This is a genomic window from Ruegeria sp. O6 (genome assembly GCF_056535045.1).
On the sequence record NZ_JBQERM010000006.1, the window covers coordinates 23,201 to 37,614 of the forward strand.

Below are 14,414 nucleotides of genomic sequence, written 5' to 3' on the forward strand. Positions count from 1 at the left end.
GGTTCCGATGCCTAGTCTGAAGGACCTTAAAAACAGGATCGAGTCGGTCAAATCGACCCGCAAGATCACCAAGGCCATGCAGATGGTCGCGGCCGCAAAACTGCGCCGCGCCCAGGAATCTGCCGAAGCCTCGCGCCCTTATGCCGAGCGGTTCAATGCCGTGATGGCCGGGCTGGCGGCGTCGGTCGGGGGCAGCGACAGCGCCCCCAAGCTGCTCCGTGGTTCGGGCAGTGATGATGTCCATCTGCTGGTTGTGTTGACAGCTGAACGCGGCCTGTGTGGCGGCTTCAACTCGAACATCGCCAAGCTGGCCCGCCAGAAGGCGGAAGAGCTGCGCGGCAAGGGCAAGACGGTCAAGATTCTGACCGTCGGCAAGAAAGGCCGCGACGCGCTCAAGCGTGATTTTGGCGATCTGTTCGTTGGGCATGTGGACCTGAGCGAGGTCAAGCGTCTGGGTTATTCCAACGCGCAGGACATCGCAAAGGACATCCTGTCCCGCTTCGACGGGGGCGAGTTCGACGTTGCCACGATCTTCTACTCGAAGTTCGTCAACGTTGTGACCCAGATCCCGACGGCACAGCAAGTCATCCCCGCCTCGTTCGAGGAATCGGAAGGTGACGACAGCGGTGCCATTTTCGACTACGAGCCCAGCGAAGAGGCCATTCTGGCCGACCTGCTGCCCAAGGGGGTTGCGACCGCGATCTTCTCGGCTCTGCTCGAAAACGGAGCGTCTGAACAGGGCGCGCGGATGTCCGCAATGGACAACGCGACACGCAACGCGGGTGAGATGATCGACAAGCTGACGATCCAGTTCAACCGCTCGCGTCAGGCCGTGATCACCAACGAGCTGATTGAAATTATTTCCGGCGCCGAGGCGCTGTAGAGACAAACCGGAGACGAAACATGGCGAATGCAAAAGGCAAAGTCACACAGATCATCGGGGCCGTCGTCGACGTGCACTTCGAAGATCAGCTGCCTGAAATTCTGAACGCGCTGGAAACCACCAACAACGGCAAGCGCCTGGTGTTGGAAGTTGCTCAGCACCTGGGTGAAAACACTGTCCGCACCATCGCGATGGACGCGACCGAAGGTCTGGTCCGTGGTGAAGTGGTCACCGACACCGGTGCACCGATCTCGGTTCCGGTTGGCAACGCCACCCTGGGCCGCATCCTGAACGTGGTCGGCGAGCCGATCGACGAAAAAGGCCCGGTTGAGGCAACCGAAGCGCGCGCGATCCACCAGCCCGCACCGACCTTTGCCGAACAGTCGACCGAGTCCGAAGTTCTGGTCACCGGCATCAAGGTGGTTGACCTGCTGGCCCCTTACGCCAAAGGCGGTAAGATCGGCCTGTTCGGCGGCGCCGGCGTTGGCAAAACCGTTCTGATCATGGAACTGATCAACAACATCGCAAAAGTGCACTCGGGCTTCTCGGTGTTTGCGGGTGTTGGTGAACGGACCCGTGAAGGCAACGACCTGTATCACGAGATGATCGAATCGAACGTGATCAAGCCGGACAACCTGTCGGAAAGCCAGGTGGCCCTGGTTTACGGTCAGATGAACGAACCTCCGGGTGCGCGTGCGCGTGTTGCTCTGACCGGTCTGACCCTGGCCGAGCAGTTCCGCGACCAGTCCGGTACCGACGTTCTTTTCTTCGTCGACAACATCTTCCGCTTCACGCAGGCGGGTTCCGAGGTTTCGGCTCTGCTGGGTCGTATCCCGTCCGCTGTGGGCTACCAGCCGACACTGGCCACCGACATGGGCGCCCTGCAGGAACGCATCACCTCGACAAAGGCCGGATCGATCACTTCGGTGCAGGCGATCTACGTGCCTGCGGACGACTTGACCGACCCCGCGCCGGCAACCTCGTTTGCGCACCTCGACGCGACCACCGTTCTCAACCGTGCGATCTCGGAAAAGGGTATCTACCCGGCGGTTGACCCGCTCGACTCGACCTCGCGCCTGCTCGACCCGGCCATCGTCGGCGAAGAGCACTACAAGGTTGCGACCGACGTTCAGCAGATCCTCCAGCGCTACAAGTCGCTGCAGGACATCATCGCCATCCTCGGCATGGACGAACTGTCGGAAGAGGATAAGCTGACCGTGGCCCGTGCCCGTAAGATCGAACGCTTCCTGTCGCAGCCGTTCGACGTGGCCGAGGTCTTCACCGGCTCGCCGGGGGTTCAGGTTCCTCTGGATGTCACAATCTCGTCGTTCAAGGCCGTTGTGGCTGGCGAATACGATCACCTGCCCGAAGCAGCCTTCCTGATGGTTGGCGGCATCGACGAAGTGATCGCCAAAGCCGAAAAAATGGCAGCAGCAGCCGCCTAAGGAGTATCCCTGATGGCAAACACGATGCATTTCGACCTCGTCAGCCCCGAGCGGAGCCTTGCTTCGCTCGAGGTCACGGCGGTCCAGATTCCCGGCGCGGACGGGGACATGACGGCGATGCCCGATCATGCCCCCACCATCACAACGCTGCGCCCCGGTCTGCTGAAGGTTGAGGCACCCGAAGGGTCCAGCGAATACCTGGTCACCGGCGGGTTTGCCCAGATCAACGGCGACAGCCTGTCGGTTCTGGCCGAAAAGGCGGTTCCGGTTTCGGAAATCACCCGTTCGCATATGGACGAGCTGATTGCCGAGGCACGCGCCTCGCACGAAGCGGCAAAGGGCGGCGACGACATGTCGATCGTCGACGAAGCCGCCAAGCTGCTGGCCGATATGGAAGCCCTTGGGACACATATGAGCCTGTAATTGGCTTAACAGTGGAAAATTGGAATGGCCTCGCAATTGCGGGGCCGTTTTTTTGTCGTGCTTTTGCCAGAAAGTCGGGGTAAGTTGCGGAAATTCAAGTATAATGATGAAAACATGAAAAAATTTCTGACCCATCCCATTGGCATCGATCAGGGTGAAAGTGTTCTGTTTTCGGAATTTGCCGAAGGCGGGGACATGTGGACTGGCGAAGGCCCCCGCGAACGCCGGAAACCCATACAATTCAAGGGCACGTTTCTTAGCCCGCCCATGGTTCAGATCGGGATTTCCCTTTGGGATGTCGACACATCATCAGCCCTGCGCGCCGAGGTTCAGGCAGAAAACATCACCTCGGAAGGGTTTGAAGCGGTGTTTCGGACATGGTCCGACACGCGGATTGCCCGCATCCGGATCAGCTGGACTGCGTTTGGAGAGGTGGCACACCCGGACGACTGGAACATTTCCTGATCCGGGGCTTGCAGGACAGGCGCAGGACTCAGTCGTCTTGCGCTTCGATCATATCGACCCGTGTGGCGTGGCGGCCACCTTCGAATTCGGCACCCAGAAACGCATCCACAATATCCAGCGCCTGACCTTCGCCGACAACGCGCGCGCCAATCGACAGCATGTTGGCATTGTTGTGCTGGCGGATCATCCGCGCAGAAAACGCATCCGAACAGACACCGCAGCGAATGCCGGGCACCTTGTTTGCGGCCATCATGATGCCCTGACCCGTGCCGCAGAGGATAATGCCCAATCCGCAATCCCCCGATGCAACAGTCAGTGCCGCGGCCTTGCCGTGTTTGGGGTAATGGGTGCTTTCAGGGGTCGTCGGGCCGATATCGACCACGTCCCAGCCTTGCTGCGCGATGTGGTTGGCCACAGCCTGACGCAGCTCGATTGCCGCGTGGTCGCTGGAAAGAACAATGCGTTTGTTGCCAGTCATGGAGATCGGTCCACTTGTGTCGCTGATCGCGCACATGGGTCAGGCTTGTGCGCAATCGGTGGTTCAAAAAGAAAGGGACGACACATCCTGTCGCCCCGTCCAAACTCAATCCATCTGGTACATGGATTCGTAGATCGGTGTCAGCGTCTTGTCTTCGAACAGGGATGACACGCTGGTTCCGTTCCAGATGTTCAGGATCGCCTGCGTAAAGATAGGCGCGGTCGGAACAATGCGGATGTTCTTGGCGCTCAATATCTCTTTGGTCGGCTGGATCGTGTCGGTCAGCACCAGCGACTTCATCACCGAATTTGTCACCCGTTCCACCGCAGGGCCGCTCATGACGCCATGCGTGATGTAGGAATGAACTTCTTTCGCACCGTTATCCAGAAGCACCTGCGCCGCCTTGCACAGCGTTCCGGCGGTGTCGCACATGTCGTCAACGATCAGACAGATCTTGTCCTTCACATCCCCGATCACGGTCATCTCGGCCACTTCGCCAGCTTTCTCGCGGCGCTTGTCCACGATCGACAGAGGGGCGTTGATCCGCTTGGCCAGTTCACGCGCGCGGGCCACGCCGCCCACGTCGGGTGAAACGACCATGATTTCATCCAGATTTCCCTTGAACTGATGCTTCACATCCAGCGCAAAGATGGGCGAGGCATAAAGGTTGTCCACGGGCATGTCGAAAAAGCCCTGAATCTGGGCCGCGTGCAGGTCCATTGTCAGGATCCGTTCGATCCCGGCCCCGGTCAGCATGTTGGCGACCAGCTTGGCGCTGATGGGCGTGCGGGCCTTGGTGCGGCGGTCCTGACGGGCGTACCCGAAATACGGGATCACGGCGGTGATCCGCTGCGCGGACGACCGGCGCAGGGCATCTGCGATGATCAGCAGTTCCATCAGGTTGTCATTGGCCGGGTTCGAGGTCGGCTGGATAATGAACATATCCTCGCCGCGCACATTCTCGAACACTTCGACGAAAATCTCACCGTCGTTGAACCGTTCGACACGCGCATCGACCAGACCCTGATCAACGCCTCGGTACAGGCTCATGCGGCGTGCGATGGCTTGGGCAAGCGGAAGGTTGGCGTTCCCAGCGATAAGCTTGGGTTCGTGAAGTGTCGGCATCGGCTGAGGTCCCCGGGCAGCAATGGCAATGTGACAGAATCGTGATGTTGACACCGCTTAGCATGGCCTTACCGTCCCGCAAAGGTAACGCAGCGGAGAAAGTGCACATGACCCAGATTGACTACTTTTTTGCGACACTCTCGCCCTATTCCTATCTGGCAGGGATGCGGCTGGAAGAAATCGCGGCAAAACACGGCGCCACGATCAACTATAAACCGCTGGACATTATCGCCCTGTTCGCGCGCACCGGGGGAACCCCTCCGAAAGACCGGCATATCTCTCGTATCGAATACCGCGCACAGGAGCTGCTGCGCCAATCGAAGAATCTGGGGATGGAGTTCAATCTGAAACCCGCGCACTGGCCGACCAACATGGCCCCGTCATCTTATGCGGTTATTGCCGCGATCAAGGACGGCTCGGGCGATGTGGGCAAGCTGTGTCATTCCTTCCTTCGCGCCTGCTGGGCCGAGGAAAAGGATATCGCACAGGACGATGTTATCCGCGAATGTCTGACGCAAGCCGGGTTTGATCCCGGTCTGGCAGACAGCGGCTTGCTGGTGGGGGCCGAAACCTATGCCGCCAACCTAGAGGAAGCCGTGGACCGGGGTGTCTTCGGCGCACCGTTCTATATCACGCCCGACGATCAGCGGTTCTGGGGTCAGGACAGGCTGGACGATCTGGACCGGCATCTGGCCAAGATGAACGGGTGACGGTCAGGGCCGTGATGCAATCCGTTTTCGTCAGGCACTTGGGTGAGGGGGAGCGGAAACTGCTCGCCCTCCATTGCACGATTGCGCATTCCGGTGCCTGGTCTGGTTTGGCCAGTGCGCTGGATGGCTGCGCGTCATTTATTGCCCCGGATATGCTGTCGCATGGGCGCAGCCCGGATTGGGACGGGCAGGGTGATTTCTTTGTCGCAGTGACCAAACCCGCCCTGGCTGAATTGACCGAACCCATGGATGTAATCGGGCATTCCTTTGGGGCGATGATCGCGCTCAGGCTGGCGATCGAACATCCCGACCGCGTGCGCAGCCTGATCCTGATCGAACCCGTGTTCTTTGCAGTTGCAAAACAGGATGCGCCGCTGTTGTTCGAACAGCACGAACGGGACTCCGAGCCGGTCAATGCGGCCTTCGCATCTGGTGACAAGGTTTTGGCGGCGCGCCTGTTCAACAGGGCGTGGAGCACGAAGATCAGCCCCAAATGGCCTGATTTGCCCGAACGCACGCGGGCAAATATGGTGCGTGGAATCGATGCGGTTCCGGCTGTGCAGCCTGTGCTCTACGATGATCAGGCAGGGTTGCTTGACGCCGATCAGCTTCGGCGTGCATCGATGCCGACCCTGCTGCTGAGCGGGTCAGAGACGCCGCCGGTGATCCACGCGATTTGCGCAGGGCTGAAACGGCGCCTGCCTGATGCACGCCATGAACGCATCAACGGCGCAGGGCACATGCTGCCGATTTCACACCCTGATGAAACCGGCGCTTTGCTGCGGGCGTTCTGGCAGGCCAACGCCCCGTTAGGCGTTAAAGCAGATTGAGAAACTGATCGATCTCCGCCGCTCCGATGGACCAGTCGCAAACCAGCCTGCACGCGAGGTTTTCGTTTTCATCCTCGCCGTCCAGCTCTGCCCCCCAAAGGTGATAAACCGCGCCGGCCTCATGCAGCTGCTTGTGCTTCGCGCGTGGGAATGAGGCAAAGATCATATTGGCCTGCGGTTCGTGCAGAAACGCGGCCCCCTTGGCGCGCAAACCCTCGGCCAAGCGGGCGCAGTTGTCATTGGCCTGACGTGCCATCTTCAGCCACAGGTCGTCTTCCAGATAGGCCGCCATCTGAGCGGACAGATAGCGGTGCTTGGAAAACAGATGCGCCCCGCGCTTGCGCCGCAGCTCAAACTCCCAGGCTTTGCTTTCATCAAAGAACACCACCGCCTCGACACCCATCAGACCGTTCTTGGTGCCACCAAAACTGACAGCATCCACACCTGCTTTCCACGTCATATCCGCCGGGGAACAGTTCAGCGCAACCAACGCGTTGGTAAAGCGCGCGCCGTCCAGATGTACAGGCAGGCCGTACATCTTGGCGACCCCGCACAGGGCCTGCAACTCTGCCAGCGAATAAACCGATCCGCGCTCGGTCACTTGTGTGATCGACACGGGTCCGCGCTGCGGCCCATGTACGCCGCGTGTTTCTTCACCCAGAATTGACCCGCGCAGCGCCTCAGGGGTCATCTTGTCTCCGCCCGGAACCAGGGTCAGCTTGGCGCCGCTGTAAAACTCCGGTGCGTTGCATTCGTCCTCGTGGATATGCGCGACTGGGGAACAGAAAACCGTTTCCCAAGGCTTTGACAATGTTGCAAGGGCCAGAGAATTCGCGGCTGTCCCCGTCGCCACCAGATAGACCGCAGCACCCGGAGCCTCGAAGATGCTGCGGATACGGTCGCGCACCTCGTTCATCAGCGTATCCGCACCATAGGCCATCTGATAGCCCTGATTGACCTCGGCCAGCCTGGCCATGACCTGCGGATGAACCGGCCCGGAATTGTCAGACGCGAAATGCATCAGCTTGGCTCCTCGATTATGTAATCTTCCCACTCTTCCATGGGTGTCTCAAACTCGGACACTGTGCGCCCCTGAACCGAGACCCCGGCGGCATGCACACTGTCCGCTGTACCAGATATCAACGGGTGCCAGTCGTAAAGCGGTTTGCCTTCCCACAGCAACCGATACGCGCAGGTTTGTGGCAACCAATAGGCATGTTCGTCGATATTGTCGGGGGTCATGACGATGCATTCGGGCACGAATTGATGCCGGATGTCGTATTGTACGCAGCGGCAGCTTTCGTCATCCAACAGGCGGCACGCGACGCAGGTCAGGGCAACCTCGCCCGTGTCTTCATCTTCCAGCTTGTTCAGGCAGCATTTGCCGCAGCCATCACATAACGCCTCCCACTCGCGCTGGTTCATTTGGCGCAGGGGTTTGCGCTCCCAAAACCGGGCAGGCAGGCCCGTGCGTTCAATCGGATCAACACTCATAGGGTGGTCAATATACCGCGGGCCTGTTTGCAGTCGGCATCCATCTGCGTGATCAGACTCTCCAGCCCGTCAAATGTCATCTCGGGGCGCAGAAAGTCGATCAGACCCACCGACAGCGTCGCCCCGTACAGATCGCCCGAAAAGTCGAACAGGAAGGTTTCGATATTGGGCACCTGGCCGTTAAACATCGGACGTACCCCGATCGAGGCCGCGCCGTGATAGCTGCCTTTATGCGGCCCATCCAACACGTCCACCAATACGGCGTAGACACCGAACTTTGGCGGGTGCAGCCCTTCGATGGACATATTCGCGGTGGGAAAGCCCAACTCGCGCCCGCGCTGTTCGCCCCCGATCACTTCGCCTTCGATCCGGTGCCAGTGTCCCAGCATCGCGGCTGCGTCCCGTGGTCGGCCGTCGCTCAGCGCGGTGCGAATGGCGGTTGAGGACACAACGTTTTCCGACCGTTCCATCAAAGGCGCAATCGTCACGCCGAACCCCATGTCCCGCCCGAACCGCACCAGATCCTGCGCCGTGCCGCTGCGGCCCTTGCCAAAGCAGAAATCGGCCCCCACCACGACATGCGACAGGCCCAGCCCGTCGCAGATCACGTTGCGTGCAAACTCTTCCGGCGATAGCCCTGCCAGCGCGGCGTTGAACGGCAGTTCATACAGCTTCTCTACGCCCAGCTTTTCCAGCCGGTGCGCCCGCGCATTGCCCCGCATCAGGCGGAACGGAGGCGTGTCCGGCGCAAAATACTCCCGCGGATGCGGCTCGAAGGTCAACACACCCAGCGGCGCGTCTGGCGCAGCATTACGGGCCAGTTCGATGACCGACTGGTGCCCCAAATGAACGCCGTCGAAATTCCCGATTGCCACGCTGGCGCCGCGATCTTCTGGCTGGACGAACTGGATATCCCGGATGATGTGCATAGACGATTGCGTAGCGGCGCGAGTCAATTTGTTCAAGCGGCAGTTTGAATTCCAAGAATGCGATCCTGCGAATGAGCTTTGAACATTTCGCTTGGCCGGGAAAATGCACGAGGCCAATCCAAGTATTTCAGGTCAGGCGCCTCCAACCGCTTGATTCAAAAAAAACTCTGGGTTTAGACTGAAAATCCGGTCCCTTGGATTTAGGCGCACCGGATCAAAGCCCGGCCAGGTTCGAACGAACCCAGCACAGGAGGCAGACCCATGTACCGAATGCGACTGTTCGCGATTCGTCATGCCCGCACTTTCGAGTGGATCTATAAATGTGTCGAACGCGGCATGGTCGCGATGGACCCGCTATTTGCAAAGATCGGATATAACCGCGTCGAACGCCCCATCGCACTGGTCGAGAAGGGCGTCAAAACCCTGTTGTTCGATTGCAAGATGTGCGGGCAATGCGTGTTGTCATCCACCGGCATGTCCTGCCCGATGAACTGCCCAAAGCAATTGCGCAATGGCCCATGTGGCGGCGTACGTCCCGGCGAGTTTTGTGAGGTGAAGCCGGATATGAAATGTGTCTGGGCCCTGGCTTGGAACGGAGCCAGCCGCATGCGGAACGGAGCCGACAAGATAAAAGAAGTTCTGCCACCGGTGGAGCACACGTTGAAAGGCTCGTCATCCTGGTTGCGGGTCAGCCGCGAGATTGCAGCGCACGAGCGCGAGACCCGGGATGCTGCCCGATTGGCGCTGGCCGAGGCATTCCCCGAAGCGCGCGAGAATGAACCTTCTGCGGCACCACTGGCCGCCGAACCACCCAACGCGATAAACCGGGAACTGAAGAAATGAGTGATACCCATCGCAACGAGGTGGAGCCGATTGGCTATGTTCCGGTTCCCCAAGGATATGTGTCGCACAGCCGGTTGGAAAAGGTACTCCGTTCAGGCCGTTTCGCAGTCACCGCCGAATTGAACCCACCCGACAGTGCCGACCCCGAGGATGTTTTTCAGGCGGCCCAACCGCTTGGTGAAGTGGCTGACGCGATCAATGCAACCGATGCTTCGGGCGCGAACTGTCACATGTCCTCGATTGGGATTTGTGCCTTGCTGACGCGCGCGGGTTATTCTCCGGTCTATCAGATTTCCTGCCGCGACCGGAACCGGATTGCCATTCAGGGAGATGTTCTGGGGGCTGCGGCGTTGGGCGTCAGTAACGTGCTGTGCCTGACCGGCGACGGCGTCGGCGTCGGGGATCAGCCGGGGGCAAAACCGGTTTTCGATTTCGATTCCCTGACCCTGTTGCGGACGATCCGCACGATGCGCGATCAGGGAATGTTCCTTTCTGGTCGTAAGATCACGCGCCCGCCGCAACTGTTCCTTGGTGCTGCCGAAAACCCCTGTATCCCGCCTTATGACTGGCGACCTGACCGTCTGGCAAAGAAGGTTGAGGCCGGGGCCGAGTATATTCAGACCAATTACATCTACGACATTCCGCTGTTCGAGAAATTCATGGCGCGGGTGAGGGATGCGGGGCTGGACAAGAAAGTGTTCATCATCGCGGGCGTCGGCCCCATCGCGTCAGCGCGTGCGGCACGCTGGATGCGCAGCAATGTTCCCGGCATTCACATCCCCGATCAGGTCATCGAGCGGATGGAGAAAGCCGAAAAGCCAGCTGACGAGGGCAAGAAGATCTGTATCGAACTGATCCAGCAGATCCGCGATATCGCGGGGGTGTCCGGCGTTCATGTGATGGCCTACAGGCGCGAACACGTGGTGTCAGAGATCATTCTGGAATCCGGTGCGTTGAAAGGGCGAAAACACGCCCGACCGTCCTGAAAGGCACAGGCAAAAAACAGCGTCCAAACAAAAAAGGCGCCGGTCGGGCGCCTTTTGCATGGAAGTGTTCGCCGATCAGTCGAACTTGCGCGACGGGGCCAGTACCATGGCTTCACCGATCAGAACCTTCTTGCCCTCGACCGAGCAATGGCAATCCAGTTTGACGCGACGCTTGGAAAAGTCGATGTCGATAACTTTGACCTCGGCGTAAACCATGTCACCGGGGCGCACGGGGGCCAGGAACTTCAGTGACTGCCCCATATAGACCGTGCCATGGCCCGGCAGTTGTTCGCCAATCACGGCCGAAATCAGCCCAGCTGTCAGCATCCCGTGCGCGATGCGCCCTTCGAAGATTGTATCGCGGGCATAATCATCATCCAGATGCACCGGATTCCGGTCTGTCGAGATCTGCGCAAACATCTCGATATCTTCGTCCGTCACCACTTTGCGCAGGTGGCGGGACATGCCCATTTCGATGTCTTCGATACAGATCGTTCCGCGTGGAAGATTGTCCAACATGTTGCCCTCACTCGAAATCGACCGAGAAAGAAAAAACCACTATCCGGCCTAGGTTGGCAACTTTATTACTTCGCAGTTGCAGAAAATCAAGTCTTTTCTTGCTATCTCAATCGACCGATTGTGTAGGTCGGGTTGATCTTTTCCCTTTCGATATAAGCTGTTAGGGATTCGTGATCCGGATGGTGCGACGTTTTTGTCTCGGCCGCCGCCAGCCCGCCCGAAATGAACAGGGAATCAATGCCTTCACCCATGCCCCCCAGAATGTCCGTATGGGGGCCGTCGCCGATCACCAGAATGTCGCTGTCCGGGATATCATGGCCCAGTTCCTGCAACCTGCGGCGCGCCAGATCGTAGATCGGCGGGTGCGGTTTGCCGAAATACAGGCTCTCGCCGCCCATCTCGGTATAGAGCTTTGCCAAAGCGCCGGCACACCATTCGCGCACCTCGCCGCGATCGACAACAATATCGGGGTTTGCGCATAGCAGCTTCATGCCCATCTGTTTGGCATAGAGGAAATCGGGGCGGTTCACGTCCGGGTCAGCCATCGGATCAAAGGGACCACAGCAGACGATCCCTTCGGCCTCTCTTAGCGGGACACGTTCGATATGGATCGGGTGGTGCAGCAGTTTCAGTGGCTCGAAAAAGCCCGCATCGCGCTGCCATTCCCCCATGAAGTAAACCTTGTGCCCGACAGCGCCACGGAACATCGCCGACCGCGCGGAATCGCCGCTGGTGGCAATGGTGTCATAGGCGTCTGCGGGAACATTGAACTGCACCAGTTGCTCGGCCACACCCGCGCGGGGTTTGGGCGAGTTCGTGACCAGCACGACAAGCCCCCCGTCCGCGCGATAGGCTTGAAGGGCTGCAACAGCTTCGGGATAGGCCGTGATCCCGTTGTGAACGCACCCCCACAGATCGACAAACAACGCTTTGTAGCGGGCAGAGATTTCGGAAAGCGCGTGAACGATCTGGGTCATATGTGGCCTCAAGCTGAAACTGCACGAGCCTTATGACCGATTGGCAAGGGATTGGCCACCAATCGATAGGTGGCCACCCTGTATTTCATCTGTCGGGTACAGGTCTGCCCAAGCGCAATGCCGGATGCGCAGGCCGAAGACCAATAATGCGGGGTCCGTTTTACTCAGAACGACAGACCCCGCGTGTTTCTTCAGACCTTCAGGTTCGGAATGATCTGCTTTTTACGGCTCATGATGCCCGGCAGAACCACGGCGTCGCCATCGACGGATGCACCAAAGCTTTTCTCGGCAACGGTTTTGACCAGATCGTTGGGCACCAGCAGAGTGGCTTCCTCGTTCAGGATATCCACGACGAACAGCAACACCTGATCGACACCGTCTTCCTTGGCGACATCCACCATCGAACCCGCCAGGCTTGCCTTGCGGTCCAGAATGACGCCCGGCGCAGTGGTTTCCAGAACCGAGACACGGAATTTGGTGCCATCGACCTCGTATTCCTTGCTGTCCATGCGGATCAGTTCGGCATCCGAGAAGGACGAGACATCCGATTTCGCCGCAAACATGTCTGCCGCGTAAGCCGAGATATCCAGCTCCAGCTCGGCTGCCAGCCGCTCAGCAACCTCGCGGTCATGGGGCGTGGTGGTGGGCGAGCGGAATTCCAGCGTGTCCGACAGGATGCAGGTCAGTGCCGCGCCCTTGATGGCGTCAGGCATCTTGGCCGCATCGTCGCCCATCAGGTCGACCATGATGGTGGCCGTGCAGGCCAGCGGGCGCACGGTGATGTCGATCGGGCCTTTGGTTTCCAGACCACCGACCAGCTTGTGGTGGTCGATAATGGCGCGGATGTCTGCGTCATTGACGTTGGCGGGCAGTTCGGCGGGGTTGTTGGTGTCGACGATGACCACCGGAGTGTCCGCGGCCAGATCGTTCAGGATACGTGGCTTCGGCAGATCCCAGTTGTCCAGCATGAATGCCGCTTCGGTGTTGGGTTCGCCCAACAGCACGGGCTCGGCCTGCACACCTTTGATTTCGTTAAGGTACCACGACCACAGGATCGGCGAGCCTGTGGAATCGGTGTCGGGGGATTTGTGACCAAATACGAGCGTTGTCATGTCAGCGTCCTGCGGAATGGAAATTTGCGCGCCTTATAGGGCGGACAAACGTCCTTGTCACGCCACAGCAGCCCGTCTGCGACGCTTGGTCTGAAAACCGCTGAACCGGCTTAGAAAGAGGCGCGTGTCAGCGTGTATCCGGCCTGCTCCAGCTGGTTCAGCAAACCGTGGTCGTCACTCAGATGACCTGCGCCGACCGCGATCACCGCTGTCTGATCCGTGATGGCCAGAATATGCTCCATCCACAGGGCATTCCGCTGGACCAGCATCTGCTGCTCGAACCCGTTCCATTCCTCATCGAAGACGTCCCGGCTCAGCCCGGATTCTTCGAACCCCTGCAGGCGGGCAAATTGTATGATCTCGGCGTGCTTTTCTTCCAGATATCCATTGGCCATGGTGGCCAGTTGATCGTTGCTTCCCATCATCGCCCCGGACAGGCGCACCAGTGACTCGACCTGCTGTTCCAGCGGGTGACTGTCGAACATGGCGATCAGGTCGTCGATACGTTCCAGCGAGTGTTGCGGAATGCCGTTTTCTGCGGCCAGATCGTTCAGGCGGGCGTCCATGCCGTAGGTCCCGTTCGGATCTTCCATCATGCAGGGCGGGATGCTCAGCATCATGCTCAAGAACCACGGTCGCATTTTGGCCGCCATCCAGCCGGGAATGCCGCGCTGGTTCAACGCGGTCGAGAATGCGGCCCAGTCTTCATCTCCCATCAGGTCGATCAGGGTCGGCCCGGATGTGATCATTACAGCGCTGAGATTATTGGCCAGGTTTTTTTCGAATGCATCCATGTCAGTCTGGGTGACTTCGAAATAGAACGCGTCAGCCTGGCTCAGGTCCGGAGACAGGCGTTCAACCACCTTTTCCATACGTTCGTCATACGTGTGCAGGGTGCCAATGATGTGCAGAACCGTGTCATCCTTGCGCGCAATCCAGTGGTTGCCTTCCGGAAAGGGGATGTCCGCCACGGCGCGTTGCAACTCGGCCCGCGCGTCATCTGACAGCAGTGGGCGCAGGTCCTGCCCATCGCACGCAGCCTTAGCCGTGATCGGGGCCAGTAGAAAAGCAAGAAATGTCAGCAGGCGCATGAACCCATCCGGTGTTGTGTCATCAAGGTGTTCCAGACATAGCCATGCCTGCGACCCATGTTCAAGCAACCCGTCTGGTATTCCTCAACAATCTGCGTAGCATA

At 59.1% G+C, this 14,414-nt stretch carries 17 protein-coding genes; 8 read left to right on the forward strand and 9 right to left on the reverse strand.

Annotated elements, in window-relative coordinates:
* Positions 1-7 precede the first annotated feature (7 nt).
* The 4 genes from ACR0DY_RS09675 (at position 8) to ACR0DY_RS09690 (ending at position 3,216) form a co-directional block, all read left to right on the forward strand.
* Positions 8-883 carry a F0F1 ATP synthase subunit gamma gene (locus ACR0DY_RS09675; protein ID WP_480487549.1) on the forward strand — a complete coding sequence of 292 codons (876 nt, stop codon included), beginning with the start codon at positions 8-10 and terminating at the stop codon, positions 881-883.
* Positions 884-903: 20 nt separating this feature from the next.
* Positions 904-2,328, forward strand: coding sequence for a F0F1 ATP synthase subunit beta (atpD, locus tag ACR0DY_RS09680; RefSeq protein WP_209504802.1), 1,425 nt, complete (start codon positions 904-906; stop codon positions 2,326-2,328).
* Between the two features lie 12 nt (positions 2,329-2,340).
* Entirely contained in the window at positions 2,341-2,751 is a 411-nt protein-coding gene (locus ACR0DY_RS09685; protein ID WP_209504801.1) for a F0F1 ATP synthase subunit epsilon, read from the forward strand.
* Between the two features lie 114 nt (positions 2,752-2,865).
* A complete protein-coding gene (locus ACR0DY_RS09690; RefSeq protein ID WP_480482280.1) occupies positions 2,866-3,216 on the forward strand; it encodes an H-type lectin domain-containing protein in 351 nt (116 codons plus the stop codon).
* A gap of 28 nt (positions 3,217-3,244) precedes the next feature.
* Here the strand turns inward: ACR0DY_RS09690 and rpiB are convergent, their stop codons facing one another.
* Complete coding sequence (rpiB, locus tag ACR0DY_RS09695; RefSeq protein ID WP_480546146.1) at positions 3,245-3,694, reverse strand: ribose 5-phosphate isomerase B; 450 nt, start codon at positions 3,692-3,694, stop codon at positions 3,245-3,247.
* 105 nt (positions 3,695-3,799) lie between these two features.
* Positions 3,800-4,819: a ribose-phosphate pyrophosphokinase gene (locus ACR0DY_RS09700; RefSeq protein ID WP_480546145.1), complete on the reverse strand. Its 1,020-nt coding sequence runs from the start codon at positions 4,817-4,819 to the stop codon at positions 3,800-3,802.
* A 107-nt stretch (positions 4,820-4,926) separates the two neighbouring features.
* Here ACR0DY_RS09700 and ACR0DY_RS09705 point away from each other — a divergent pair, with 107 nt between their 5' ends.
* Together ACR0DY_RS09705 and ACR0DY_RS09710 are read left to right on the forward strand one after the other, a co-directional pair.
* Positions 4,927-5,529, forward strand: coding sequence for a 2-hydroxychromene-2-carboxylate isomerase (locus ACR0DY_RS09705; protein WP_267362997.1), 603 nt, complete (start codon positions 4,927-4,929; stop codon positions 5,527-5,529).
* Positions 5,526-6,359: an alpha/beta fold hydrolase gene (locus ACR0DY_RS09710; protein ID WP_480487554.1), complete on the forward strand. Its 834-nt coding sequence runs from the start codon at positions 5,526-5,528 to the stop codon at positions 6,357-6,359. The genes ACR0DY_RS09705 and ACR0DY_RS09710 overlap by 4 nt, the downstream gene beginning before the upstream one ends.
* On the opposite strand, the gene ACR0DY_RS09715 is transcribed toward ACR0DY_RS09710, so the two are convergent.
* The 3 genes from ACR0DY_RS09715 to ACR0DY_RS09725 are packed head-to-tail and all read right to left on the reverse strand — an operon-like array spanning position 6,346 to position 8,782.
* Positions 6,346-7,380, reverse strand: coding sequence for a threonine aldolase family protein (locus ACR0DY_RS09715; protein ID WP_480487555.1), 1,035 nt, complete (start codon positions 7,378-7,380; stop codon positions 6,346-6,348). The two genes, ACR0DY_RS09710 and ACR0DY_RS09715, sit on opposite strands and share 14 nt — an antisense overlap.
* Entirely contained in the window at positions 7,380-7,853 is a 474-nt protein-coding gene (locus tag ACR0DY_RS09720; RefSeq protein WP_209504795.1) for a YcgN family cysteine cluster protein, read from the reverse strand. The genes ACR0DY_RS09715 and ACR0DY_RS09720 overlap by 1 nt, the downstream gene beginning before the upstream one ends.
* Positions 7,850-8,782: a bifunctional riboflavin kinase/FAD synthetase gene (locus ACR0DY_RS09725; RefSeq protein ID WP_480475451.1), complete on the reverse strand. Its 933-nt coding sequence runs from the start codon at positions 8,780-8,782 to the stop codon at positions 7,850-7,852. Before ACR0DY_RS09725 ends, ACR0DY_RS09720 begins: the two co-directional genes overlap by 4 nt.
* Before the next feature lie 261 nt (positions 8,783-9,043).
* Between ACR0DY_RS09725 and ACR0DY_RS09730 the strand changes: the two genes are divergently transcribed.
* Together ACR0DY_RS09730 and ACR0DY_RS09735 are read left to right on the forward strand one after the other, a co-directional pair.
* Positions 9,044-9,625: a methylenetetrahydrofolate reductase C-terminal domain-containing protein gene (locus tag ACR0DY_RS09730; RefSeq protein ID WP_480487559.1), complete on the forward strand. Its 582-nt coding sequence runs from the start codon at positions 9,044-9,046 to the stop codon at positions 9,623-9,625.
* The gene (locus tag ACR0DY_RS09735; RefSeq protein ID WP_480482266.1) at positions 9,622-10,611 is read left to right on the forward strand and encodes a methylenetetrahydrofolate reductase; all 990 of its coding nucleotides are present in this window, start codon (positions 9,622-9,624) and stop codon (positions 10,609-10,611) included. The genes ACR0DY_RS09730 and ACR0DY_RS09735 overlap by 4 nt, the downstream gene beginning before the upstream one ends.
* A 75-nt stretch (positions 10,612-10,686) precedes the next feature.
* On the opposite strand, the gene ACR0DY_RS09740 is transcribed toward ACR0DY_RS09735, so the two are convergent.
* From ACR0DY_RS09740 to ACR0DY_RS09755, 4 genes are all read right to left on the reverse strand, one after another.
* Entirely contained in the window at positions 10,687-11,130 is a 444-nt protein-coding gene (locus ACR0DY_RS09740; RefSeq protein WP_267362989.1) for a MaoC family dehydratase, read from the reverse strand.
* 101 nt (positions 11,131-11,231) lie between these two features.
* Positions 11,232-12,107 (reverse strand): TIGR01459 family HAD-type hydrolase, encoded by an 876-nt coding sequence (locus ACR0DY_RS09745; RefSeq protein WP_267362988.1) that lies wholly within the window; start codon positions 12,105-12,107, stop codon positions 11,232-11,234.
* Between the two features lie 191 nt (positions 12,108-12,298).
* Positions 12,299-13,219 carry a manganese-dependent inorganic pyrophosphatase gene (locus ACR0DY_RS09750; protein ID WP_480539337.1) on the reverse strand — a complete coding sequence of 307 codons (921 nt, stop codon included), beginning with the start codon at positions 13,217-13,219 and terminating at the stop codon, positions 12,299-12,301.
* Between the two features lie 110 nt (positions 13,220-13,329).
* Positions 13,330-14,310, reverse strand: coding sequence for a TraB/GumN family protein (locus tag ACR0DY_RS09755; protein ID WP_480482262.1), 981 nt, complete (start codon positions 14,308-14,310; stop codon positions 13,330-13,332).
* Positions 14,311-14,414: the final 104 nt, after the last annotated feature.